General features: G+C 70.1%; 17 protein-coding genes. 11 read left to right on the top strand and 6 right to left on the bottom strand.

Going from position 1 to position 21478, the window contains the following annotated elements:
- Positions 1-166: 166 nt before the first annotated feature.
- Together VXC91_RS04330 and VXC91_RS04335 are read right to left on the bottom strand one after the other, a co-directional pair.
- Positions 167-2746 (bottom strand): ABC transporter permease, encoded by a 2580-nt coding sequence (locus tag VXC91_RS04330; RefSeq protein ID WP_329505207.1) that lies wholly within the window; start codon positions 2744-2746, stop codon positions 167-169.
- A complete protein-coding gene (locus VXC91_RS04335; RefSeq protein WP_329505208.1) occupies positions 2743-3531 on the bottom strand; it encodes an ABC transporter ATP-binding protein in 789 nt (262 codons plus the stop codon). Before VXC91_RS04335 ends, VXC91_RS04330 begins: the two co-directional genes overlap by 4 nt.
- A 499-nt stretch (positions 3532-4030) precedes the next feature.
- Here VXC91_RS04335 and VXC91_RS04340 point away from each other — a divergent pair, with 499 nt between their 5' ends.
- The 3 genes from VXC91_RS04340 (at position 4031) to VXC91_RS04350 (ending at position 7866) form a co-directional block, all read left to right on the top strand.
- Entirely contained in the window at positions 4031-5524 is a 1494-nt protein-coding gene (locus tag VXC91_RS04340; RefSeq protein WP_329505209.1) for an MFS transporter, read from the top strand.
- 264 nt (positions 5525-5788) lie between these two features.
- Positions 5789-6232 carry a DUF485 domain-containing protein gene (locus VXC91_RS04345; RefSeq protein WP_329505211.1) on the top strand — a complete coding sequence of 148 codons (444 nt, stop codon included), beginning with the start codon at positions 5789-5791 and terminating at the stop codon, positions 6230-6232.
- Entirely contained in the window at positions 6229-7866 is a 1638-nt protein-coding gene (locus VXC91_RS04350) for a sodium/solute symporter (protein ID WP_329505213.1), read from the top strand. Before VXC91_RS04345 ends, VXC91_RS04350 begins: the two co-directional genes overlap by 4 nt.
- Before the next feature lie 23 nt (positions 7867-7889).
- Here the strand turns inward: VXC91_RS04350 and VXC91_RS04355 are convergent, their stop codons facing one another.
- The 3 genes from VXC91_RS04355 to VXC91_RS04365 all read right to left on the bottom strand — a co-directional run bounded on the left by VXC91_RS04355 (position 7890) and on the right by VXC91_RS04365 (position 12659).
- Positions 7890-8774, bottom strand: coding sequence for a coiled-coil domain-containing protein (locus VXC91_RS04355; protein WP_329505214.1), 885 nt, complete (start codon positions 8772-8774; stop codon positions 7890-7892).
- Positions 8775-8963: 189 nt separating this feature from the next.
- Complete coding sequence (locus tag VXC91_RS04360) at positions 8964-11639, bottom strand: SUKH-4 family immunity protein (protein WP_329505215.1); 2676 nt, start codon at positions 11637-11639, stop codon at positions 8964-8966.
- Positions 11640-11648: 9 nt separating this feature from the next.
- Complete coding sequence (locus tag VXC91_RS04365) at positions 11649-12659, bottom strand: SMI1/KNR4 family protein (RefSeq protein WP_329505216.1); 1011 nt, start codon at positions 12657-12659, stop codon at positions 11649-11651.
- 265 nt (positions 12660-12924) lie between these two features.
- Between VXC91_RS04365 and VXC91_RS04370 the strand changes: the two genes are divergently transcribed.
- Both VXC91_RS04370 and VXC91_RS04375 read left to right on the top strand, forming a co-directional pair.
- The gene (locus tag VXC91_RS04370) at positions 12925-13419 is read left to right on the top strand and encodes a YwqJ-related putative deaminase (protein ID WP_329505218.1); all 495 of its coding nucleotides are present in this window, start codon (positions 12925-12927) and stop codon (positions 13417-13419) included.
- Between the two features lie 76 nt (positions 13420-13495).
- Entirely contained in the window at positions 13496-13987 is a 492-nt protein-coding gene (locus VXC91_RS04375) for an SUKH-3 domain-containing protein (RefSeq protein ID WP_329505219.1), read from the top strand.
- 60 nt (positions 13988-14047) lie between these two features.
- Here VXC91_RS04375 and VXC91_RS04380 read toward each other — a convergent pair whose 3' ends face one another.
- Positions 14048-15367 carry a sensor histidine kinase gene (locus VXC91_RS04380; RefSeq protein WP_329505221.1) on the bottom strand — a complete coding sequence of 440 codons (1320 nt, stop codon included), beginning with the start codon at positions 15365-15367 and terminating at the stop codon, positions 14048-14050.
- A gap of 167 nt (positions 15368-15534) precedes the next feature.
- On the opposite strand from VXC91_RS04380, the gene VXC91_RS04385 reads away from it, so the two are divergent.
- The 6 genes from VXC91_RS04385 to VXC91_RS04410 all read left to right on the top strand — a co-directional run bounded on the left by VXC91_RS04385 (position 15535) and on the right by VXC91_RS04410 (position 21240).
- On the top strand, positions 15535-16392 hold the full coding sequence (locus VXC91_RS04385) for a hypothetical protein (RefSeq protein ID WP_329505223.1): 858 nt from the start codon (positions 15535-15537) through the stop codon (positions 16390-16392).
- Between the two features lie 213 nt (positions 16393-16605).
- The gene (gene glmU / locus VXC91_RS04390; RefSeq protein WP_329505235.1) at positions 16606-18054 is read left to right on the top strand and encodes a bifunctional UDP-N-acetylglucosamine diphosphorylase/glucosamine-1-phosphate N-acetyltransferase GlmU; all 1449 of its coding nucleotides are present in this window, start codon (positions 16606-16608) and stop codon (positions 18052-18054) included.
- 136 nt (positions 18055-18190) lie between these two features.
- Positions 18191-19162, top strand: a complete 972-nt coding sequence (locus VXC91_RS04395) for a ribose-phosphate diphosphokinase (RefSeq protein ID WP_329505224.1) — start codon at positions 18191-18193, stop codon at positions 19160-19162.
- 190 nt (positions 19163-19352) lie between these two features.
- A complete protein-coding gene (locus VXC91_RS04400) occupies positions 19353-19952 on the top strand; it encodes a 50S ribosomal protein L25/general stress protein Ctc (protein ID WP_329505225.1) in 600 nt (199 codons plus the stop codon).
- Between the two features lie 69 nt (positions 19953-20021).
- Positions 20022-20624 carry an aminoacyl-tRNA hydrolase gene (pth, locus tag VXC91_RS04405; protein WP_329505227.1) on the top strand — a complete coding sequence of 201 codons (603 nt, stop codon included), beginning with the start codon at positions 20022-20024 and terminating at the stop codon, positions 20622-20624.
- Between the two features lie 127 nt (positions 20625-20751).
- Positions 20752-21240 (top strand): hypothetical protein, encoded by a 489-nt coding sequence (locus tag VXC91_RS04410; protein WP_329505228.1) that lies wholly within the window; start codon positions 20752-20754, stop codon positions 21238-21240.
- Positions 21241-21478 lie beyond the last annotated feature (238 nt).

The following is a 21478-nucleotide window of genomic DNA, read 5'->3' on the forward strand; positions in this document are numbered from 1 at the left end:
GGCGTACGCCGGGCCTGTGGACAACGCTCTGGCGTGAGGCGTCCCCGCGGGTCCGCCCGGCGCGGGTCGGGGCTCGGGCCGCTCGATGCACGAAGCCCGGTGCCGGAGAGCGGCCGCTCTCCGGCACCGGGCTTCCCCCGTGCCCCCGTATCTCCCCGCCCGGTGACTACTCGGTGGCGATCGCGTTCAGCACGTTCATCCGGCCCGCCCGGAACGCCGGGATCAGGGCCGCGAGCAGGCCCACGAACGCCGAGCCGATGAAGACCGCGATGATCGTCCCCCACGGGATCTCCAGGACCTGCAGGCCCTCCAGGGCCAGCAGCTTCTGGGCCGTCGCGCCCCAGCCCATGCCCAGGCCGAGGCCCAGCAGGGCACCGAAGAGGGCGATCACGACCGACTCCAGACGGATCATCCTGCGCAGCTGGCGGCGCGAGAGCCCGATCGCCCGCATCAGGCCGATCTCCCGTGTGCGCTCCACCACGGACAGGGCGAGGGTGTTCACGACCCCCAGGACCGCGACGATGATCGCCAGTGCCAGCAGGCCGTAGATCATGTTGAGCAGCTGGCCGATCTGGTCCTTCAGCGCCTGCTTGTAGTCGGTCTGGTCCCGGACCGTGTACTGCGGATAGTTGTGCAGTGCCGACTTCAGCGACTTGTAGGCGGCCTTCTCCTGGCCGTCCTTGGCCGTGGCGAACACCAGGACGTCCAGCGGCATGCTGTCGGCCGGCACGTACTTGGCGGCCGTCGCGATCGAGGCGTACATGGCGCCCTTGTCGATGACGACGTCGTCACTGGTGATCGCGCGGACCGTCAGGTCCGCCGTGCTGCCGTCCTTGAAGTCGACCTTCACGGTGGATCCGATCGTGATGTCGTGCTTCTTGGCGAACCCCTCGAAGACGGACATCGAGTCCGGGCGGTAGGCGTCCGCCACGTCGCCCGCCACCGTCTCGGTGCGCAGGTCCTGCGCGTAGGTCGGGTCGGCGGCGTTGATCGTCTCGTTCTTGGACGTGCGTCCGTCGGGCGTGGTCAGCGTGGCGTCGAGCAGCTTGTACTCGGTGACCCGCTCGAGACCCGCGGTGGACTTCACGGCCTTGACCGCCTGCGGAGTGATCAGCTGCCCGCCGTCGTTCTGCACGATGAAGTCCGTGCCGACGCTCTTGTCGAGCTGGTCGGTCGCGGAGGCCACCATGGAGGAGCCGACCACCGAGAGGCATGCCACCAGGGCCAGGCCGATCATCAGGGCGGCGCCCGTCGCGCCGGTGCGGCGCGGGTTGCGCAGGGCGTTGCGTTCGGCCATCCGCCCGACCGGGCCGAAGATCCGCAGGACGACCGCTCCGAGCGCCCGGACCACGGCCCCCGCGAGCAGCGGTCCGACGGCGACGAAGCCGATCAGGGACAGGACCACGCCGAGGCCGAGCCAGAGCGAGCCGTCCGTGGCCTTGTCGGCCGCGGCCGCCAGGTACAGGCAGTAGCCGCCGGCACCGGTGAGGACCAGGCCGACCAGGGCCCGGATCCGGCCCGCCTTCGCGTCGGCCGGGGCACCCGCGTCGCGGAGCGCGGCCATCGGGGAGATCTTGCCGGCGCGCCGGGCGGGCAGGTAGGCGGACAGGATCGTGACGATCACGCCGAGCGCGACCCCGGCCACCGGGGTCGTCCAGGCGACCGTCAGGTCACTGGTGGACAGGTGCATGCCCATCGAGCCCATGAGCTTCATCAGGCCGACCGCGATGCCGACTCCCGCACCGACACCGAGCACGGACCCCGTCACACCGAGCAGCAGGGCCTCGGTGAGCACCGAACGGTTGACCTGGCGGCGGGAGGAACCGATCGCCCGCATCAGGCCGATCTCCCGGGTGCGCTGGGCGACCAGCATGGAGAAGGTGTTGATGATCAGGAAGATGCCGACCAGGAAGGCGATCCCGGCGAAGCCGAGCATCGCGTACTTCATCACGCTCAGGAAGCCCTCGACGTCCTTCTGGTTGGCGTCGGCGGTCTCCTTGGCGGTCTGCACCTTGTAGGCGCCGCCGATCTCGGCCGCCACGTTCTTCTTCAACTGCTCGTCGCTGACGCCGTTGCCCGCGGTGACGTTGACGTTCGTGTAGACGCCGGTCTTCCCGACGAGCGTCTCCTGGGCGGTCTTGGTGTCCAGGTAGAAGATCGCGGCACCGGGGTTGGTGACGGTGAAGGTGGCGATCCCGGAGACCTTCGCGGAGTGCGTGCCGACGGCGCTGATCACACCGATCTCGTCCCCGAGCTTCAGGTGGTGCTTGTCGGCGGTGTCGGCGTCCACCATGACCTGGCCGGAGCCCTCGGGCGCCGCACCGGAGGTGATCTTCATGGTGCGGGCGTCGTTGCCGTTCCAGCTGCCGACGATGGTGGGAGCGCCGCTGTTGGGCGACAGGTTGTTCTTGTCGGAGTCGACGACGGTCACCGAGGTGGAGAAGACCGTGCCCTCGGCGGACTTCACCCCCTGCGCCTTGCGCACCTCACCGAGTACTGAGGCGGGCATGACGGGCGGCCTTCCGTTGCCGGACGTCGTCTCACCAGTGTCCGAGGCACCCTTCGCGCTGACCGTCACATCCGAGGAGGTGGCCGCGAAGAGCTTGTCGAACGTCGTGTTCATCGTGTCGGTGAAGACGAGCGTGCCGCACACGAACGCCACCGACAGCAGGACGGCGACGGCCGACAGGGCCATGCGTCCCTTGTGCGCGAAGAAGTTGCGCATCGAGGTCTTCAGGACGGTCATGACGTGCGCCCCCGGGCGTCGAAGTCCTTCATGCGGTCGAGGACGGCGTCCGCGGTCGGCTTGAGCATCTCGTCCACGATCCGGCCGTCGGCCAGGTAGAGCACGCGGTCGGCGTACGACGCGGCGACCGGGTCGTGCGTGACGATCACGATGGTCTGGCCGAGGTCGTCGACCGAGCGGCGCAGGAAGCCCAGTACCTCGGCGCCGGCCCGCGAGTCGAGGTTTCCGGTCGGCTCGTCACCGAAGATGATCTCGGGGCGGGCCGCCAGGGCGCGGGCCACGGCGACGCGCTGCTGCTGGCCGCCGGAGAGCTGGGTGGGCCGGTGCTTGAGCCGGTCGGCCAGGCCGACGGTCTGCACGACACGGTCCAGCCACGCGCGGTCCGGCTTGCGGCCCGCGATGTCCATGGGCAGCGTGATGTTCTCGATCGCGTTCAGCGTCGGAAGCAGGTTGTACGCCTGGAAGATGAATCCGATACGGTCCCGGCGCAGCTGTGTGAGCTTCTTGTCCTTCAGACGCGTGATCTCGGTCTCGTCGACGAAGATCTGACCGCTCGTCACGGTGTCGAGCCCGGCGAGGCAGTGCATCAGGGTGGACTTGCCCGAGCCCGAGGGGCCCATGATGGCGGTGAACTGGCCACGGGCGATGTCCACGTCGACGTGGTCGAGGGCGACGACCCGGGTCTCCCCGGCGCCGTACGCTTTGACGACCTGCCGCGCCCGCGCGGCTACGGCCGTACGCCCTCCAGTACCCCCGTGCCTGGGAATGGTCACGGCCGAAGTCATGGCAAAGTCTCCTCTTACGGTAGGTGGACGGGACGTGTGGTCCCGCGTCGCGGCGAGCGGTGCCCTGCCGCGCTAGAACAGTCTGGTTCCGGGAAGGCATCCGGCGCGCTGGTGCCCGGCCCCGTCTTCCGCTGGGGAAAACCCCACCCCCTCCGGTGCGGCCGGCACGTCCCCCGTGCGCCCCGGCCGCTCCCCAGCGGCGTAAAACCAGGTTAAGGACGGACGGGGCCCGGCTCGTCCTCCGTCGGGACGAACCCTCCCCGAGCCCTGGTACCGAGCAACCCCTAGGGGCAGTCCACCGGAGGGTGGAGTCCTTCTCAGGGTGGACTCCACCCGTCGGCGGCATCAGGCTCCACCCTCCCGTCGCGTGAGGGTCAAGAATCCGGGCCTCCGGGGGCGTGAGGGTCACCCTTCGCACCCCGTCGGAGTCGGCCTTACCGCCGGGTCCGGGTCGGTGAGAAACTTGCGTGCGGCGGACAAGTGAAGCGGAGGACATCCGGTGGGCGGTACGAGACCTACGACCCGCGAAGCCGCACAGCACACCGGATCCGCGCGGCGCGGCGCCGTCGTCGCCGCTCTGATGCTCGCGATGGCCCTGGCCGCGCTCGACTCGACGATCGTGTCGACCGCCGTGCCGCAGATCGTCGGCGACCTCGGCGGCTTCTCCGTCTTTTCGTGGCTGTTCTCGGGCTATCTGCTGGCCGTGACGGTGACGCTGCCCGTCTACGGCAAGCTCTCGGACACCGTGGGCCGCAAGCCGGTGCTGGTCGCGGGCGCGGTCGTCTTCCTGCTGGGCTCGCTGCTGTGCGCGGTCGCCTGGAACATGGGTGCGCTGATCGCGTTCCGCATCGTGCAGGGTCTGGGCGGCGGCGCGCTCCAGGGCACGGTGCAGACGCTCGCCGCCGATCTGTACCCGCTCAGGGAGCGCCCGAAGATCCAGTCCAAGCTGTCCACCGTGTGGGCGGTGTCCGCGGTCGCGGGCCCGGCGCTCGGCGGAGTGTTCGCCGCGTACGCCGACTGGCGGTGGATCTTCCTCATCAATCTGCCGATCGGGGCGGTCGCGCTGTGGCTGATCGTCCGCCATCTGCACGAGCCGCACCGGGAGCCGGGCCCGCGTCCCCGTATCGACTGGGCCGGGGCGCTCGCGGTGTTCGCCTGCGGGGGCGTCCTGCTGACGGCGCTGGTGCAGGGCGGGGTGGCCTGGCCCTGGCTGTCGGCACCGTCGCTGGCGTTGTTCGGCACCGGACTCGCGCTGCTCGCGGTCGTGGTGGCGGTGGAACGCCGGGCGGCGGAGCCGATCATCCCCGGCTGGGTGTGGCGGCGCCGTACGATCGCCGCGGTCAACCTGGCGCTCGGCGCCCTGGGGCTGCTGATGGTGGCCCCGTCGGTCTTCCTGCCGACGTACGCCCAGGCGGTTCTCGGCCTCGCCCCGGCCGCGGCCGGTTTCGTCCTGTCCGTATGGACGCTCAGCTGGCCGGTGTCGGCGGCGCTCAGCCAGCATGTGTACCGGCGCATCGGCTTCCGGGACACGGCGCTGCTGGGCATCGGGCTCGCGGCCCTGATCCTGCTGGCCTTCCCCTTCCTGCCGTACCCCGGCTCCCCCTGGCAGCCCACCCTGCTGATGCTGCTGCTGGGCGGTGCGCTGGGCCTGTTCCAGCTCCCGCTGATCGTGGGCGTGCAGTCGACGGTCGGCTGGTCGGAGCGCGGTACGACGACAGCGTCGGTCCTGTTCTGCCGTCAGACGGGCCAGACCCTGGGGGCGTCGGTGTTCGGCGCGATCGCCAACGGCGTCCTGGCCTCCCGGCTGGGCGGCGCGGGCGACCTGGACGTGGTGACGCGGGCCCTGGACGAGGGCTCCGTGCCCGAGGCGACCCGCCGGGCGATCGCGTCCGCTGTCCACGCGGTCTACCTGGGCGCGTCCTGCGCCGCGGCGCTCGCCTTCGTGGTCCTGCTCCTGCTGGCACCGCGCCGCTTCCCGGTGCTCGATGACTGACCCGGCGTGGCGTCGCCTGTCCGCCCACGGCCTGTCCCGGGCCCGGTGCTGCGCCGCCGCACGGGAACCGGCCGCCACCGGCCCGAGGGACGTTCAGGATTGAAGTAAACGCGGGTAACAACACAGGTCGATGAAGTAAGCGCATACCGACCGCTCAGTTTGGCGAAAAACCCCCACTGCCCCGTACGCGCGAGTAACATGCGTCGCCGCCCCCCGCTCCCTGCGGTCCGCCGCCACGGACCCGAGCCGGCAAGGAGAAACGGGATGTCCGACGCCTTTCTGTCGCCGCACTCGTCCGCCGAGTACACACCGCCGCACCACTCGTCCCCGTCACACGCCACCTACCCCTGGCAACCGCCGCCCGCCGGACCGGCTCGAAGGCGGCTGCCACGTCACCGGCCGCTCGGCCGCCACAGCGACCTGCGCGTCCTGCGCACCGCCTACCGCTGGCAGCGGCGTGTGGCCACCCTCACGGCGCTGGGCTACTTCACGCTCTTCCTGGTCCTGTCGGCGTTCGCGCCGTCCTTCATGACGAGCCAGGTCTCCGGCGGGCTCACCATGGGCCTGCTGCTGGGCCTGCTCCAGGTCCCGGTCACCTGCCTGGCGATCGCGCTGTACGAGTACACAGCCCGCCACACCGTCGACCCGATCGCCGACCGCATCCGCAGACAGGCCGCGCTGGACGCCAGGCGGGAGGCCACGCGATGACCGCGGCCGGCGCAGTCGACGGGCTCACCGGATTCAGCAGTTCGGCGCAGACCATGTCGCTCGTGGCGTTCACCACCGTCGCCACCATCACGCTCCTGCTGTGTGTGATGACCGGGCCCGACCGGGACGACCTCGACGAGTTCTACACCGGCTACAGCTCCCTGTCCCCGATGAGCAACGGCCTCGCCATCGCCGGGGACTACATCTCCGCCGCCACCGTGCTCAGCACCAGCGGGATCATCGCGCTCACCGGGTACGACGGTGTCGTCCTCGCGCTGAGCACGGTCCTGTCGCTGATGTTGCTGATGTTCCTGCTGGCCGAACCCCTGCGCAACGCCGGCCGTTTCACCATGGGCGACGCCCTGGCACGGCGCATGCCCGGGCGGGCGGTCCGCATGACCGCGTGCATCGTGACCCTCGCCGCGCTGCTGCCGATGATGCTCGTCCAACTCGCCGGGGCCGGCGACCTGCTGGCCTTCATCCTCGGCTTCTCCGACAACTCGGTGAAGACGGGCTGCATCATCGGCCTCGGCACCCTGATGATCAGCTACGCGGCGATCGGCGGCATGAAGGGCACCGCCCTCATCCAGATCCTGAAGATCGTGATGCTGCTCGGCTCCGGCGCGATCGTCGCCGCGCTGATCCTGCACCGCTTCGACTGGGACCCCGGCGCGTTGTTCACAGCGGCCGCGCAGAACAGCGGGGTCGGTCCCGCCTTCCTGCACTCGGGCCTGCAGTTCGCGGGCGGCCCGGCCCCCCATCTGGACATGATCAGCTCCGAGCTGACGGTGGTGCTCGGCGGCGCCTGCCTCCCGCACATCACCATGCGGATGTACACGGCCAACAGCGCCCGGCAGGTGCGCCGCTCGCTGTCCTGGGCGGTGCCGTCGGTCACCCTGTTCGTTCCCGTCATCACCGTCGTCGGTTTCGGCGCGACGGCCCTGATCGGGCGCGACACCATCGCGGCCGCCGATCCGCAGGGCCGCACGGCCTATCTGCTGGGCTCCCGGGCGGCGTTCGGGCCGGAGCTGTCGACCTCGGCGACACTGCTGTTCACCGCCGTGACCACGGCGATCTTCCTCACCCTGCTGGCGTCCGTGGCCGGAATGATCCTCGCCTGCGCCAACTCCCTCGCCCACGACGTGTTCGCCTCCCATGTACGGGATCTGACGCCGCGTCGTGAGATGACCGTGGCACGCCTGTCGGCGCTGGCGGTGGGCGCCGTGGCGATCCTGCTGGCCACCCTCGTCCAGCATCTCAGCCTTCAGCCGCTGGTGACGCTCTCGTTCTGCATCGGTGCGTCCGCGATCGCACCGGCACTCGTGTACACCCTCTTCTGGCGCCGTTACACCCGAACCGGCCTGCTGTGGACGCTGATCGGCGGCACCGTGACCGTGGTGGTCCTGATGACCGGCACCAACCTGGTCTCGGGCTCGCCCGCCGCCGCCTTCCCGGATGCCGACTTCAACTGGTTCCCGTTCACCACCACCGGTGTGGTCTCCATCCCGCTGGGCTTCGCCTGCGGCTGGCTGGGCACGATCGCCTCCGGTCGCCGCCAGGCCGCGGAGCAGCGCCGGCAGTACGAGGCCGTGGAGGGGTGGATCCTGGCGGGGGTGGTGCGAAGGAGCGGCTGAGGACAAGGCGCCCGGGACCGGGCCTACTCCGCGGCGGCCCGGCCCGTCAGCATGGCGAGGCTGTTGCGCACATGGTCCATCTGGGCCTGAACGCAGTCCCATTGCTCGCCGTGCTCGCGCAGCACCCGTTCCGTCTCCCGGGCGATGCGCTCCTCCCGCAGACGCGCATCGGCGATCACCTCGGCGGCGCGCGCCTTGGCGTCCCGCTGGATCCGCCGCGCCGACTCCTCGGCCTCGGCGAACGCCTGCTTCGCCTGCGACAGAGCGGCCTCCACGCGCGCCACCCGTTCCGCCTCCGCCGCGTCCAGCGCGGCGGCCCGCGCGGCCGCCGCGCGCTCCTCGCCCTCCCATCGCTCGGCGTGCTCCCGCTCCTGCTCGGCGAGCAGCGTCTCGGTGCGCTGCCGCACCTCACGCAGTGCGGCCAACGCCTCCCCGCGCCCCTCCTTGACCTCGCGTCGCGCCAGGATCCGCACGTCGTCGGCCTCGGCCCGGGCCGCCAGCAGCCGGGTGCGGACCCGCTCCTCGGCCTCGGCGCGCACCTCGTCGGCGTCGGCCTTCGCGGCCTCCCGCAGCTGCGCGGCGGCCTCCTCCGCCTCGGCGGCCATGTCCCGCGCCTCCCGCAGCGCGTCCTCCCGCAGGGCGACGGCCTCCTCCTGCGCCATGTCGAACAGCCGCCGGGCCCGGTCACCGAGGGCCTCGTACGTCTGCGGGTCCAGCTGCGCCACCGTCTCACGCAGCCGCACCAGGTCCACCTCCATCTCCCTGGCCAGCACGGTGAGCCGGGCGGCCCGCTCCCAGGCCGCGTCCCGGTCCTGCGAGAGGGCCGCGGTGTACGCGTCGACCTGATCGGGACGGTAACCCCGCCGCACGGACACGAAGCCGTGCGGCGACCCCGCTGCGCTGCTCATGGAACCCCTCTCCGCCTGACCCACAGGAGCCGATGATTTTGCGCACATCTTGATGGATCAGACAGAAGTGTTCATAACGCGACACTCCACATGTAAGCAACGGACAGCGTTGAAGATCACCTGAAAAAGGGGCTGGGCCCGGTCGTATGTACGACCGGGCCCAGCCCTTGACTTGATGTCAGACGCAGATCACAGCAGCCCGTCCCACATCTGTTCCAGCAGCACCGACCACCAGCTCTCCGGCGAACCGAGCGCCGCCGCGTCCAGGGAGGCGAGTTGGGCCTGGAAGTCGACGGTCCAGCGGCCCGCCTGCTCCTGGTTCAGCCCGAACCTCAGGCGCCACATCCGGCCGAGCAGCGCAAGGCAGCGCACGAACTCCGGCAGGCCCGTGTTCACGAACTGCGGCGGAACGGGGGCACCCCCCTCCACCGGCACCGCGACGATGTTCGCCGTGCCGTACTGCACACAGATCGCCTTGCCGAAGTCGCTGCCCATGACCAGGTACGAGCTCGCGTCCGGGGCAGGCTGCACCCCGCGCTCCTGCGCCAGTTCGGCCAGCGTCGGCACCGGACGGCCCGGCTGGGCCTGCGCCCAGAAGAACGGGCCCATGTCGAGCGGCAGTCCGGCCACCACCAGCGTGTGCGACACGATCGGAGGCACGCCCTGCCGGGAGACCGCGGCGTGGTCGAACCGGAAGATCCCGGGCCCGAAGGCGCCCGCCAGCTCCTGCGCAATGCCCTCCGGCGGGATCGGCGGCGCGGGCTGCACCGGCGGCAGCGGCGCACGCACCGGACCCGGACGCGCAGGACCGTCCGCCACCTGATGCAACTCACCCTGGTGCGCGAGCAGTTGCTGCATGCCCTGCTGACGCGAGGCATGGTCCGTGCCGTACGGGGCGATGCTGGTGATCCGCGCCTGCGGCCAGTTCTCCCGGATCATCCGGGCACAGTAGGCGCCCGGCAGCTCACACGACTCCAGCTCCGTGTGCAGCTCCAGCACCTGGTCCGGCGGGACGTTCATCGCCCGCAGCTCGTGGAAGATCTGCCATTCCGGGTGCGGGGTGCCCGGCGCCGAACGCCGGATCAGCTGCTGCTCGGAGCCGTCCTGTGCGCGATAGCGCAGCACGGCCTGATAGCCGGGACCCACCGTCGGCAGTCCGGAGGGCGGATACCCGTACGCCGGCTGCTGTCCTGGCAGCGGTTGCGGAACCCCCGGCGGCATCCCCGGAGCACCCGGGGGCGGCGGCGGAGGCGCACCGGGACCAACCGGCGGCGGAGGAGGCGCTCCCGGGCCAACCGCGGGCGGCGGGGGAGGCGCACCCGGACCACCGGCCGGCGGCCCGGACAGCACGGTCTCGGCATGGTGCACGGCACCAGGCGCACCGGGAGCGGCAGGGGCACCCGGAGGCATCCCCGGAGCGCCAGGGGCACCCGGTGGCTGCGACGCACCCGGGCCGGTCGTGGCCGGACCGGCGAGCATCGTCGCCTCGTGGTGCACACCGCCCGGAGGCGTACCGCCCGGCGTGTTCGGCGCAGCCGGAGCCTGCGCAGTTCCCGGAGGGATGGGGGCACCCAGAGGGGTAGGGGCGCCCGGAGCGCCCGGCCGCGCACCCGGCGCACCCGGCGGCTGCGACGCACCCGGTGGAGGCGCACCGATGCCCGCGGCGTCCCGCGGCCCGTCCGGGCCGAGCTGCGACCCCAGCTGGGTGGGCACATAGCCGCCCGCCGCGGGACCCGGCGGCGGAGGCGGCGGCGTGGCGCCCGGCCGCGCCCCCGGAATGCCGGGCTCACCCGGCGGAGGGGGCGCACCCCCGGCTCGCGCCGCCCGCGGTGGCGCCGCTTTGCTGGTCGCGGCGTCGGCGATGTCCTCGGCGTTCGGTGCGAGCCGCCGGCCCGGCACCGCCGAACCCGCGGGAGCTCGAGGCGGATTGGGCACCCCGGGCGCCTGCGGCACACCCGGCACAGGCACACCCGGCGCACCACCGGGACCCTGCGGATAGCCGTACGCCGGCGCACCGGGACCACCCGGACCCTGCGCACCGCCCGGACCCTGCGGATAGGCGTACGAGGGAGCGCCCGCAGACGCGGCGCCCGCCCCCGGCTCCTCCACCGCCGGAGACACCGCCGTGCGCGGCAGCTGGCTGCCGCCCGCCATCAGCGTGGTCTGCGCATCCGCGACGGACGCGGGCGGCGGCGTACCGCCGTCGTCGGCGTCCCCCAACGGCGGCGCGAACACCGTCGCCGGCAGCGGAACCGAACGATCCTCGCCCGCCTCGGCGTTGGTGTCCGTACCCGCCCACGGCGTCGCCCCCGCCGGCGCACCCGGCTTCGCGTCCTGCGGCTCCTCGTCCCCGCTTCCGGCGACGGGCCACGGCGTGCCCGAGGGGGCCGCAGCAGCCGCATCGCCCTGGGCACCGGCGGCCGCGACCGGACGCGAACCCGCGCCGTCCGACACCCGGGACGACGAACCGCCACCGCGGCGGCGGTCCGGGATACCCATCCTGTCCGCCGCCTCCTGGAGCCACTCGGGCGGGCTCAACAGGAACGACGTCTGATTCAGATCCACCCGGGCCGCCGGTGCCGGCGCCTGCTGCGCCGCCGCGTCCACCGCCCCGTACTCCTCCTCGTACCGGCGGATCACCTCACCCACGGCGATCGCCGGCCACAGCGTCGCCTCACCGCTGTCACGGGCGATCACGAGCCGCTGCGAGCCACCGTCCGACCGCGGCCCCTCGGCCCGGTCCTCCGCCCACACCACAAACCCGAGCTCGAACTCCCGCACCCGCACCTCACGATGCTGGTACGACGGCACATCGCCGTTGATCCACTCCTCCGCGCGCTCCTGCGCCTGAGCGAACGTCACCATCGCTTCGACTCACTCCCCCACCGACGACACAGGCACGGCGCGCGCGAACCCACCGTCCACCATCAGGTTCGCCACCGTCTCCAACTCCGGGGGACTGCCCGCGAGCCGCGACAGGAACCCGTCGAAGTCGTCACCGCACGGCAGCAGCAACCGCTGCACACGTTGGGCCGGCGGCCACGACGCATCCACGTCACGAGCGTCGTCATAGGCGCAGAACCAGACCGAACCGACCCGGTCACCCCTCACCTTCACGGCCAGCAGACCACCCTGCACGAACCCGACACCCAGGTAGTCCTTCGTCAGATGATCGCGCAGACACTTGTTCACATACACAAGGTCGTTGACAGCCGCCTCATCGCGCACGGTGAAGAACGGCTGATCCATCAGCAGCCCCAACTCCGCGTCGAGCGCCACCCCCACCGGCGCCGAACCACCCGCCGCCTTCAGAAACGACCGGTACGCGCCCGGAAGCCGGTACCCGAGGTCCTCCTCGACGCCCAGCACCTGCTGCTCCGTCACCGCCACCGACGACTTCGGCAGCCCGAAATGCGCGGGCCGCGTCTCCTGCAACGGACGCGTCCCTCGCTTGTTCTGATCGACGTTCGCCGTCGCAACCCCGCCGTGATGCCGCAACAGCGCCTTCACCTCGACCGGGATCAACTCCAGGCGCCGCGTCCCGCGAACGTGGTGCCACGTCCACCCGTGTGGCGTCGCCACCGCCGGGATCGTGTCCCACAATGCGTGACCCGACGCCGCCGACGCCGCGTTCGCCGACACATAGTCCGTCAGCCGCAACTCGTCCACACCGAAACCCTCGGGCGGCTCCGCGATCTCCGCGGCCGCTCGGGCATAGAGCGAGAAGTCGGGATACCCGAACTCGTCGACCCGCACCCCTCTCGGATGACGAGCCGCCCTCACCGGGTCCGGAAAGTGCACGACCTGTCCGGCATAAGCCGCGTTCGGCGGCGCGGCTTGTCCCCCAGGCTGGGGTACCCCCTGCCCGAGCCGACCTGTCGTCATGACGTTTGCCCCCTGCGGCGTTCTGTCTGGCCTCTACGGCAGTGTGGATCGCGGATGTCAACAGCCTATGCGGTACGACGCCACCGGTCACCGGGCCACCGCTCACACACCGTGCCCGGAACACCGCCACCGTGACCGGCCGTCATCCCGCCGTGACCGTATGCCGAAGCCCTGGCGTGTCGCAGCGCCCCAGCTTCCGCACCGGCCAGGGCATTTGGCAGTCTGTTTCCTCCCAGGGGGGATGCACTTGGAGGGGAAGACGATCATGAACGCAACACAAACGGGCACGTCGGGAGACCCACGCGTCGACTGGAGCACCAGCGAGGCCGCCCCCACCCTCCACCACCGCCGCGACGGCATACTCCCCACCGTCGCCGCCGCCCTCTCCGTCCGCGGCGCCACCCTCACCGGCACCGCCGCCCGCGGCGACCAGCCGCCCGCCCTGCACCCACTCGTCCAGGACTTCCTCGACACCCTCACCAGCGGCCAGCGCGACCGCTACACCGGACGATGCGCCGAAACGATCCTCATCTCCCGGCACATCGCCACCGTCGACGCCGCACGCAGCAAACGCGCCGCACGCAAACCCATGACCAACGGCGAAGCCCGCAAGGCCCTCAAACAGGCCAAACTCACCGCCCGCCGCATCCGCGAGGACGGCGACCCCCTGCACGGGAGCTTCGCCGCACCCTGCCGCGCCTGCACCGCACTCAGCGACCATCTCGGCGTACGCATCGTCGACCCCACGACGCAGGAGTGACCCCAGGGCGCAGGACCACCCCCCACCGCACGACGGCGCCCGCGCCGCACCTTGGAACTCGACGAACGAAGGGCAGATGCACACCGACCGCTCCACCACCCGCTTCTCCGTACCCGTGGACGCCGCACTGCGCGCCGCGGGCTGGCAACCCGGCCGCTGGGACATAAAGCATGCGGAAGTCTGGGCGGACACCCTCCGCAGCCACGCCTCCCCCGCAGGCCACCGGCACGCGGTCTTCCCCGCGGCCGTCGAAGCATGGGCGGAGTTCGGCGGCCTGCACATCAGCGCACAAGGACCAGGCCGCCAACTCGCCCCCGCCGCCATCCACCTCGACCCCCTGCACGGCCTGCACATGGCCCGCACCCTCGGCGACCTCGGCCGGGCCCTCGACACCGAGGTCTGCCCCCTCGGCGAGGAGACCGACAGCCGCGCCATCCTCGCCATCGACACCGAAGGCCGCATCTACGCCCTCGACCACACGGGCGACTGGTACCTCGGCCCCGACATCGACCACGGCCTCACGACCCTGCTCGCCGGAATCGCACCCGTACACCTCACCCCCGGCTGACAGCCAGGGACACCGAGGCAGGCCACGGCACGACGAAGACCGACGGCACCCGAGGCCCCCTCATGCCACCTGTGCCGGAATGACCGCCGACACCCGGAACCCACCGGCATCCGTCGGCCCCGACACAAAAACCCCACCCAACGCGCTGACCCGCTCCTTCATCCCGATCAGGCCATTGCCCCCACTCGGCAGACGGGCCGATTCGGCCGAACCCGGCTCCGACGGCGGCTCGTTCTCCACCTGCATCGCGATCTCCGCCGAGCGGTGCGCCAGCCGCACATGCGTCTTCGCCCCCGCCGCGTGCTTGTGCACGTTGGTCAGCGCCTCCTGCACCACGCGATACGCGGTCTGCTCGACCTCGCGCGCATACATACGCACCTCGCCCTCCACCGACAGATGCACAACCATCCCGGCCGCCGCCGACTGCCCGATCAACTCCTCCAGCTCCGCCAGACACGGACCCTCGGAAAAATCACCGACCGCCCGGGACGCCGCCGCGGCCGCCGCCGCCCCGACAGCGGCAAGCGGCACATCACCCTGAGCCGACCGCCCCGCAAGCCCCTCCCCCGTCCGCAGCACACCGAGCATCTCGCGCAACTCCGTCAGCGCCTGCCGCCCCATGTCCCCGACCAGAGCGGCATTCCTGACGGCCTTCTCCGGATCCTTCCGCGCGACCGCCTGCAACGCCGCCGCATGCACGACCATCAGACTCACCCGATGCGCGACGACGTCATGCATCTCCCGAGCGATCCGCGTCCGCTCCTCGTTCCGCGCCCACTCGGCCCGCTCCTCCGCCCGCTCCGCGAGCAGCATCAACTCCCGCTCCAACGAGTCCGCCCGCTCCCGCAGGCTCTCCATCAGGCGCCGCCGGGCACCGACATACATCCCGAGCAGCACGGGAGGAGCCGTCATCCCCAGCGCGGTCGTGACCGACAGGAACGGAATGAACCCGCCCGCGATCGACAGATCCCCCCGAACCATCCCCTGATGCGCCCGCACATACGTGACGATGAACATCCCGACGAACGACATCCCCGCGAGCGCGCCGATGATCCGCCGCGGCAACTCCGACGCGGCCAGCGTGTACAGCCCGACAAGGCCCAGCAGGAACCCCATCTGAGCCGGCGTGATCGCGATCGACACGAGCACCACGGCCAGGGGCCACTTCCGTCGCAACAGCAACGTGACCCCGGCGAACAGCCCGAATGCCGTCCCGACCGGAACGGGCAGCCCGGCATCCCTCGAGAACTGGATGCCCTCCAGCGCACACTCCACCGCGGACACCGCCGCGAGAGAGATGTCGAGCACCGCACTACGCCACCGCGCCCACCACCAGGGCCCTGTCGCGGCCCCCTCGTGGACTTCCCCCGTCGTGGTCATGCCTCCAGCCTACGGGCGCGGGGCGGGGGTTTTCCGGCGAGTTTCCATGGCTACGTCACACCACCCTCCGTAATCGAACAGAAGCGAAACCCACCAGAATCCCTCGAACTGCTGAATCACACAGTGTTCGACCCCGGACGCCCACATTCCGCCCGGACGGTATGCCCATGGCACACGCACACGGCAAATACGCGGACTTCGAGGGGCTGAGGGAGCGGGCAGTGGCTTTGCGACGCTCGGGCCTCAGCCTTCGACAGATCCGGGACGAGTTGAAGGTGTTCAACAACGACATCCTCAACCAACTGGTGAAGGGAGAGCCGCCCCCGGAGTGGACGAAGCGCCCACGAGCGAAGGACGACCTGAAGGAGAGGGCACGGCAGCTGCGGCTCCAGGGCTGGACGTACGACCAGATCGAGGTGGAGCTGGGGTGCTCGAGGAGCTCGGTTTCGCTGTGGGTGCGGGATCTTCCGAAACCGGAGCGCAAACGCAGCCGGGAGGAAGCCGCGGCAATCGCCAGTCGGGGCTGGGAGGAGCGGCTCCGTATCCGCGACGAGGAACGACAAAGGGCGAAGGAAGCGGCCAAGCAGGCGGTCGGCGGCCTCTCGGCCCGCGAGCTCTTTCTGGTGGGCGTGAGCCTCTACTGGGCCGAGGGCGGCAAGGACAAGCCCTACGACCGGCGCGAGAACGTCACATTCGTCAACAGCGACCCTGGCATGATCGAAGTTTTTCTCGCCTGGCTGGACCTCATCGGAGTCGAGCGCGAGCGACTGCGGTACACCGTGATGATCCACGAGTACGCCGACGTACCAGGCGCCGAGCGGTACTGGGCCGACCTCGTAGGCGCGAACAGGTCCGCGTTCAACAAGACCATCCTCAAGAAGCACAACCCCAAGACGGTTCGCAAGAACGTCGGCGAGTCCTACCGAGGGTGCCTGGTGATCAAAGTCCTCAAGGGAGCCGACTTGTACCGTCGCATCGAGGGGTCTTGGTACGGCATAGTGTTGGGTGCCAACTCGGCGATCTAACCGAATGTCCGGTTCAGTCGAGTTTCATCCCCCATGGTGTAATCAGGCAGCACTGAGGGTTTTGGTCCCTTAAGTTCAGGTTCGAATCCTGATGGGGGAGCTGCTCGCACCCGGGCCCTGACAGCACCGTCAGGGCCCGCTCTCATGTCGCACCGAAAACACCCCGGTATCCTGCGGTTGTCCACCACACCCATGAAGCCGAAGGGCATCTCCGTGAGCGCCAACCGCCCGGCCGCCGTCGTTGTTCTCGCAGCGGGTGAGGGCACCCGTATGAAGTCGGCCACACCCAAGGTTCTGCACGAGATCTGTGGTCGCTCCCTCGTCGGGCATGTACTCGCCGCCGCGCGCGAGTTGAAGCCCGAGAACCTCGTCGTCGTCGTGGGCCACGCCCGTGAGCAGGTCACCGCGCATCTCACCGGGATCGACCCGGACGTGAGGACCGCGGTCCAGGCCGAGCAGAACGGGACGGGGCACGCCGTCCGGATGGCTCTGGAGGAGCTGGGCGGGTCCGTCGACGGGACCGTCGTCGTGGTGTGCGGCGACACTCCGCTGCTGACGGGCGAAACGCTCCAGCGGCTCGCCGGCACGCATCAGCAGGACGGCAACGCCGTCACCGTGCTGACCGCCGAGGTGCCCGACGCCACCGGCTACGGCCGTATCGTCCGCGACAACGGCACCGGTGCCGTCACCGCGATCGTGGAGCACAAGGACGCGAGCGAGGCCGAGCGGGCGGTCAAGGAGATCAACTCCGGCGTGTTCGCCTTCGACGGGCAGCTGCTCGCCGACGCGCTCGGGAAGGTCCGGACGGACAACAGCCAGGGTGAGGAGTACCTCACCGATGTCCTCGGGATCCTGCGTGAGGCCGGGCATCGCGTGGGGGCCTCCGTGGCCGGCGATCACCGTGAGATCGCGGGCATCAACAACCGGGTGCAGCTGGCGGAGGCCCGCCACGTCCTGAACGACCGGTTGCTGACCGACGCGATGCTGGCCGGGGTGACGATCGTGGATCCGGCGACGACCTGGATCGATGTGACGGTGACGTTCGAGCAGGACGCGGTCGTGCAGCCGGGGACGCAGTTGCTCGGCTCGACGCATGTCGGGCAGGGTGCCGAGGTCGGCCCCAATTCGCGGCTCAAGGACACCTCGGTGGGTTCGGGGGCACGGGTGGACAACACCGTGTCCGACGGGGCGGTCGTGGGGCCGCAGGCCTCCGTCGGCCCGTACGCCTATCTCCGTCCGGGCACGCGGCTCGGTCTGAAGTCGAAGGTCGGCACGTATGTGGAGACGAAGAACGCCTCCATCGGTGAGGGTACGAAGGTGCCGCATCTGTCGTACGTGGGTGACGCGACGATCGGCGAGTACACGAACATCGGCGCGGCGAGCGTCTTCGTGAACTACGACGGGCAGGACAAGCACCACACGACGGTGGGGTCGCACTGCCGTACTGGTTCGGACAACATGTTTGTGGCTCCTGTCACGGTCGGGGACGGTGCTTACACCGCCGCGGGCTCTGTGATCACGAAGGATGTGCCGCCCGGTTCGCTGGCCGTGGCCCGTGGTCAGCAGCGGAATATCGAGGGCTGGGTGGCTCGTAAGCGTCCGGGGAGCGCGGCTGCGAAGGCGGCCGAGGCGGCTGCCCGGGAGACGGAAGGCGAAGGCTGACCGGAAACAGGTGCGTCTGACACGGCGTACCGTGATAGGTGCACACACCCGCACCCCACCAGCTGAGACGGCCGTCGCTTGCTGCCGCGGCGGTCTGTCGGTACCGAGCTGGGAACACCTCTGAGGAGACAGTGCTGTGACCGGGATCAAGACGACCGGCCAGAAGAAGTTGATGTTCTTCTCCGGCCGCGCCCACCCCGAGCTTGCCGAGGAGGTCGCCCGCCAGCTGGAAGTCGGGGTCGTACCGACGAAGGCCTTCGACTTCGCCAACGGCGAGATCTACGTCCGCTACGAGGAGTCGGCGCGTGGTGCCGACTGCTTCCTGATCCAGAGCCACACGGCTCCGATCAACAAGTGGATCATGGAGCAGCTGATCATGATCGACGCCCTGAAGCGGGCGTCGGCGCGTTCCATCACAGTGATCGTGCCCTTCTATGGTTACGCGCGGCAGGACAAGAAGCACCGTGGACGTGAACCGATTTCGGCGCGTCTGATCGCGGACCTGATGAAGACGGCGGGCGCGGACCGCATCCTGACGGTGGACCTGCACACGGACCAGATCCAGGGCTTCTTCGACGGTCCGGTGGACCATCTGTTCGCGCTGCCGCTGCTGGCGGACTACGTGGGCGCGAAGGTGGACCGTGACAAGCTGACGGTGGTGTCCCCGGACGCGGGTCGTGTGCGGGTGGCGGACCGTTGGTGCGACCGTCTGGGTGCGCCGCTGGCGATCGTGCACAAGCGCCGTGACAAGGACGTCGCGAACCAGGTCACCGTGCACGAGGTCGTGGGTGAGGTGAAGGGCCGGGTGTGCGTCCTGGTCGACGACATGATCGACACGGGTGGCACGATCTGTGGGGCTGCGGACGCGCTGTTCGCGCACGGTGCGGAGGACGTCATCGTGACGGCGACGCATGGTGTGCTGTCGGGTCCGGCGGCCGACCGGCTGAAGAACTCGAAGGTGAGTGAGTTCGTGTTCACGGACACGCTGCCGACGCCGGGTGAACTGGATCTGGACAAGATCACGGTGTTGTCGATCGCGCCGACGATCGCGAGTGCGGTGCGTGAGGTGTTCGAGGACGGTTCGGTGACGAGCCTGTTCGACGAGTAGTGACGGTGTTCCGGCCGGGCCGGTAGAGATCGTTTTGGGTGTGGCCTCCCGCCCCGAGTAGACTGCTGCAGTTGCTCGGCGAGGGAGGCCGTACTCATGAGGTACGGCGGTCCGTTATCGACGCGCTCTTCGTAGCAGGCCGTTCGTGGCCGGGTGACCCGTCCGTTTCTGCTTCCTACGAGGAGTGATCATGTCCGAGGTGAAGATCGCCGCCGAGACGCGCACCGAGTTCGGCAAGGGTGCCGCGCGTCGTATCCGTCGTGACAGCAAGGTTCCGGGTGTTCTGTACGGGCACGGTTCGGATCCGCTGCACCTGACCCTCCCGGGCCACGACCTGCTGCTGGCGCTGCGTACGCCGAACGTTCTGATCTCCCTGGACATCGACGGCAAGACCAACGAGCTGGCGATTCCGAAGGCCGTGCAGCGTGACCCGCTGAAGGGCTTCCTCGAGCACGTGGACCTGCTGCTGGTCAAGCGTGGCGAGAAGGTCACGGTCGAGGTTCCGGTCCACGCCGAGGGTGAGCTGGCCCCGGGTGGCAACCTGCTGGAGCACGTGCTGGCCGCGCTGCCGGTGGAGGCCGAGGCCACCCACATCCCCGAGGCGGTGACCGTTTCGGTCGAGGGTCTGGAGGCCGGCACGTCGATCCACGCCAAGGACATCGTTCTGCCGTCGGGTGTGACCCTGGCGGTCGACGAGGACGCTGTGGTGCTGCAGGTCCTGGCCGCGCAGGCGGAGGAGGCCCGGGAGGGCGCGGAGACCGAGGGCGAAGAGGCTTCCGCCGAGGCCTGATCCGCACCGTCGTCGTTTTGTCAGCCGCTGTTCCCGTGAGGGGCAGCGGCTGGCGCGTATCAAGGAGACATGGACGTGACCACCCCGGCAAACGCCCCCTGGCTCGTCGTGGGCCTCGGCAATCCCGGTTCCGAGTACGCCATGAACCGGCACAACGTGGGGTTCATGGTGGCCGATCTGCTGGCCGGGCGGATCGGCGGGAAGTTCAAGCGGGCGGGCAAGACTCAGGCGCAGGTCGTGGAGGGGCGGATCGGTCCGCCGGGTCCCGCGAACCGTCGGGTGATCCTTGCGAAGCCCATGTCGTACATGAACCTGTCGGGCGGACCGGTGAACGCTCTGCGGGATTTCTACCAGGTGCCGGTGGCGAACATCGTGGCCGTGCACGACGAGCTGGACATCGACTACGGCACCCTGCGGCTGAAGCTGGGTGGCGGGGACAACGGTCACAACGGGCTGAAGTCGCTCACGAAGGCGATGGGTGCGGACTATCACCGGGTGCGGTTCGGGATCGGGCGTCCTCCGGGGCGGATGCAGGTCGCGGACTTTGTGTTGAAGGACTTCTCGTCGGCGGAGCGCAAGGAGCTGGACTACTTCGTGGACCGCGCGGCGGACGCGGTGGAGTGTCTGGTGATCGAGGGGCTGGAGCGGGCGCAGAGCACGTACAACTCCTGAGGGCGCGCCGGGGGTGGCTGCTGCGCCGGGTGCGTGGCGTCGATTCGTGGGCACAACTCGGGACTTGTCGCCCCGGTGACCCGGCAGGAGTTGACCGGGCTCAAGGCCATGGCCAAGGATCGCGGCCATGCCTTCTGCCGTCTCCTCCTCTCAGGGTGCGGTCGCCATGCTGCGGTTCGGGCGGCTCGCGGCCATGGGTACGGTCGCCGTACTGATCGTGATCGCCGGCGTCTGGGGTTCCTGGGACACCGCGCAGTACGTGATGCTGACCAAGGGCCGTGAGCGCGGCACGATCGAGGTGACGCGGTGCGGTGCGGACACGTGCAGTGGTCCGTTCACGCCGTTGTCGGCCGGGGCGAGGGCGCGCGCGAGCGTCGTGATCGACAAGACGGTCGCGGTGAAGCGGGGGCAGACGTACACGGTGGTCGTGAAGTCGGACTCGGACGACGTCGTCCGCTCGGGTCCGGCCGGGGTCCTGTATGCCTGGGTTCCGCTGGGTGGGGCGCTGTTGCTGGCCTCGGTCGTGGTGGCGGGCGGGCTGCGGCTGGCGCGTGTGTCCTGGGTGCTGGCGGGGGCGGGGATTGCTCTGCTGACCGCTGCTTTTGTGATGCTCTGAGGGTGTCCGGCCCGCCTCCCTGTCTGTTGCGGGCCCTTCGTTGTGCGTTCGTGATTGACCTTTCGCCGGGGTGGGCCGCATGCTGAGCCGCCCCCTCCACATCTTCCCGTCGGTATCTCGAAGATGGACCTACCCCATGCGTACCCTCATCCGCGCCGGCGCGCTGACCGCCGGCGTTTCGGCCGCCCTGTTGCTCGCGCCGGCCGCGCACGCCACCGCTCCCGGTGACAACGGGACA

Origin of the sequence: Streptomyces chiangmaiensis, assembly GCF_036281785.1 — a bacterium.
Taxonomy (GTDB): domain Bacteria; phylum Actinomycetota; class Actinomycetes; order Streptomycetales; family Streptomycetaceae; genus Streptomyces; species Streptomyces chiangmaiensis.

Coding starts and splice junctions, on each gene's coding strand:
- VXC91_RS04375 (WP_329505219.1), top strand. CDS start 13,496: ATGCACACCGACCGCTCCACCACCCGCTTCTCCGTACCCGTGGACGCC.
- VXC91_RS04330 (WP_329505207.1), bottom strand. CDS start 2,746: ATGACCGTCCTGAAGACCTCGATGCGCAACTTCTTCGCGCACAAGGGA.
- VXC91_RS04380 (WP_329505221.1), bottom strand. CDS start 15,367: ATGACCACGACGGGGGAAGTCCACGAGGGGGCCGCGACAGGGCCCTGG.
- VXC91_RS04370 (WP_329505218.1), top strand. CDS start 12,925: ATGAACGCAACACAAACGGGCACGTCGGGAGACCCACGCGTCGACTGG.
- VXC91_RS04410 (WP_329505228.1), top strand. CDS start 20,752: ATGCCTTCTGCCGTCTCCTCCTCTCAGGGTGCGGTCGCCATGCTGCGG.
- VXC91_RS04360 (WP_329505215.1), bottom strand. CDS start 11,639: ATGGTGACGTTCGCTCAGGCGCAGGAGCGCGCGGAGGAGTGGATCAAC.
- VXC91_RS04355 (WP_329505214.1), bottom strand. CDS start 8,774: ATGAGCAGCGCAGCGGGGTCGCCGCACGGCTTCGTGTCCGTGCGGCGG.
- VXC91_RS04350 (WP_329505213.1), top strand. CDS start 6,229: ATGACCGCGGCCGGCGCAGTCGACGGGCTCACCGGATTCAGCAGTTCG.
- pth (WP_329505227.1), top strand. CDS start 20,022: ATGGACGTGACCACCCCGGCAAACGCCCCCTGGCTCGTCGTGGGCCTC.
- VXC91_RS04365 (WP_329505216.1), bottom strand. CDS start 12,659: ATGACGACAGGTCGGCTCGGGCAGGGGGTACCCCAGCCTGGGGGACAA.
- VXC91_RS04400 (WP_329505225.1), top strand. CDS start 19,353: ATGTCCGAGGTGAAGATCGCCGCCGAGACGCGCACCGAGTTCGGCAAG.
- VXC91_RS04335 (WP_329505208.1), bottom strand. CDS start 3,531: ATGACTTCGGCCGTGACCATTCCCAGGCACGGGGGTACTGGAGGGCGT.
- VXC91_RS04345 (WP_329505211.1), top strand. CDS start 5,789: ATGTCCGACGCCTTTCTGTCGCCGCACTCGTCCGCCGAGTACACACCG.
- VXC91_RS04385 (WP_329505223.1), top strand. CDS start 15,535: ATGGCACACGCACACGGCAAATACGCGGACTTCGAGGGGCTGAGGGAG.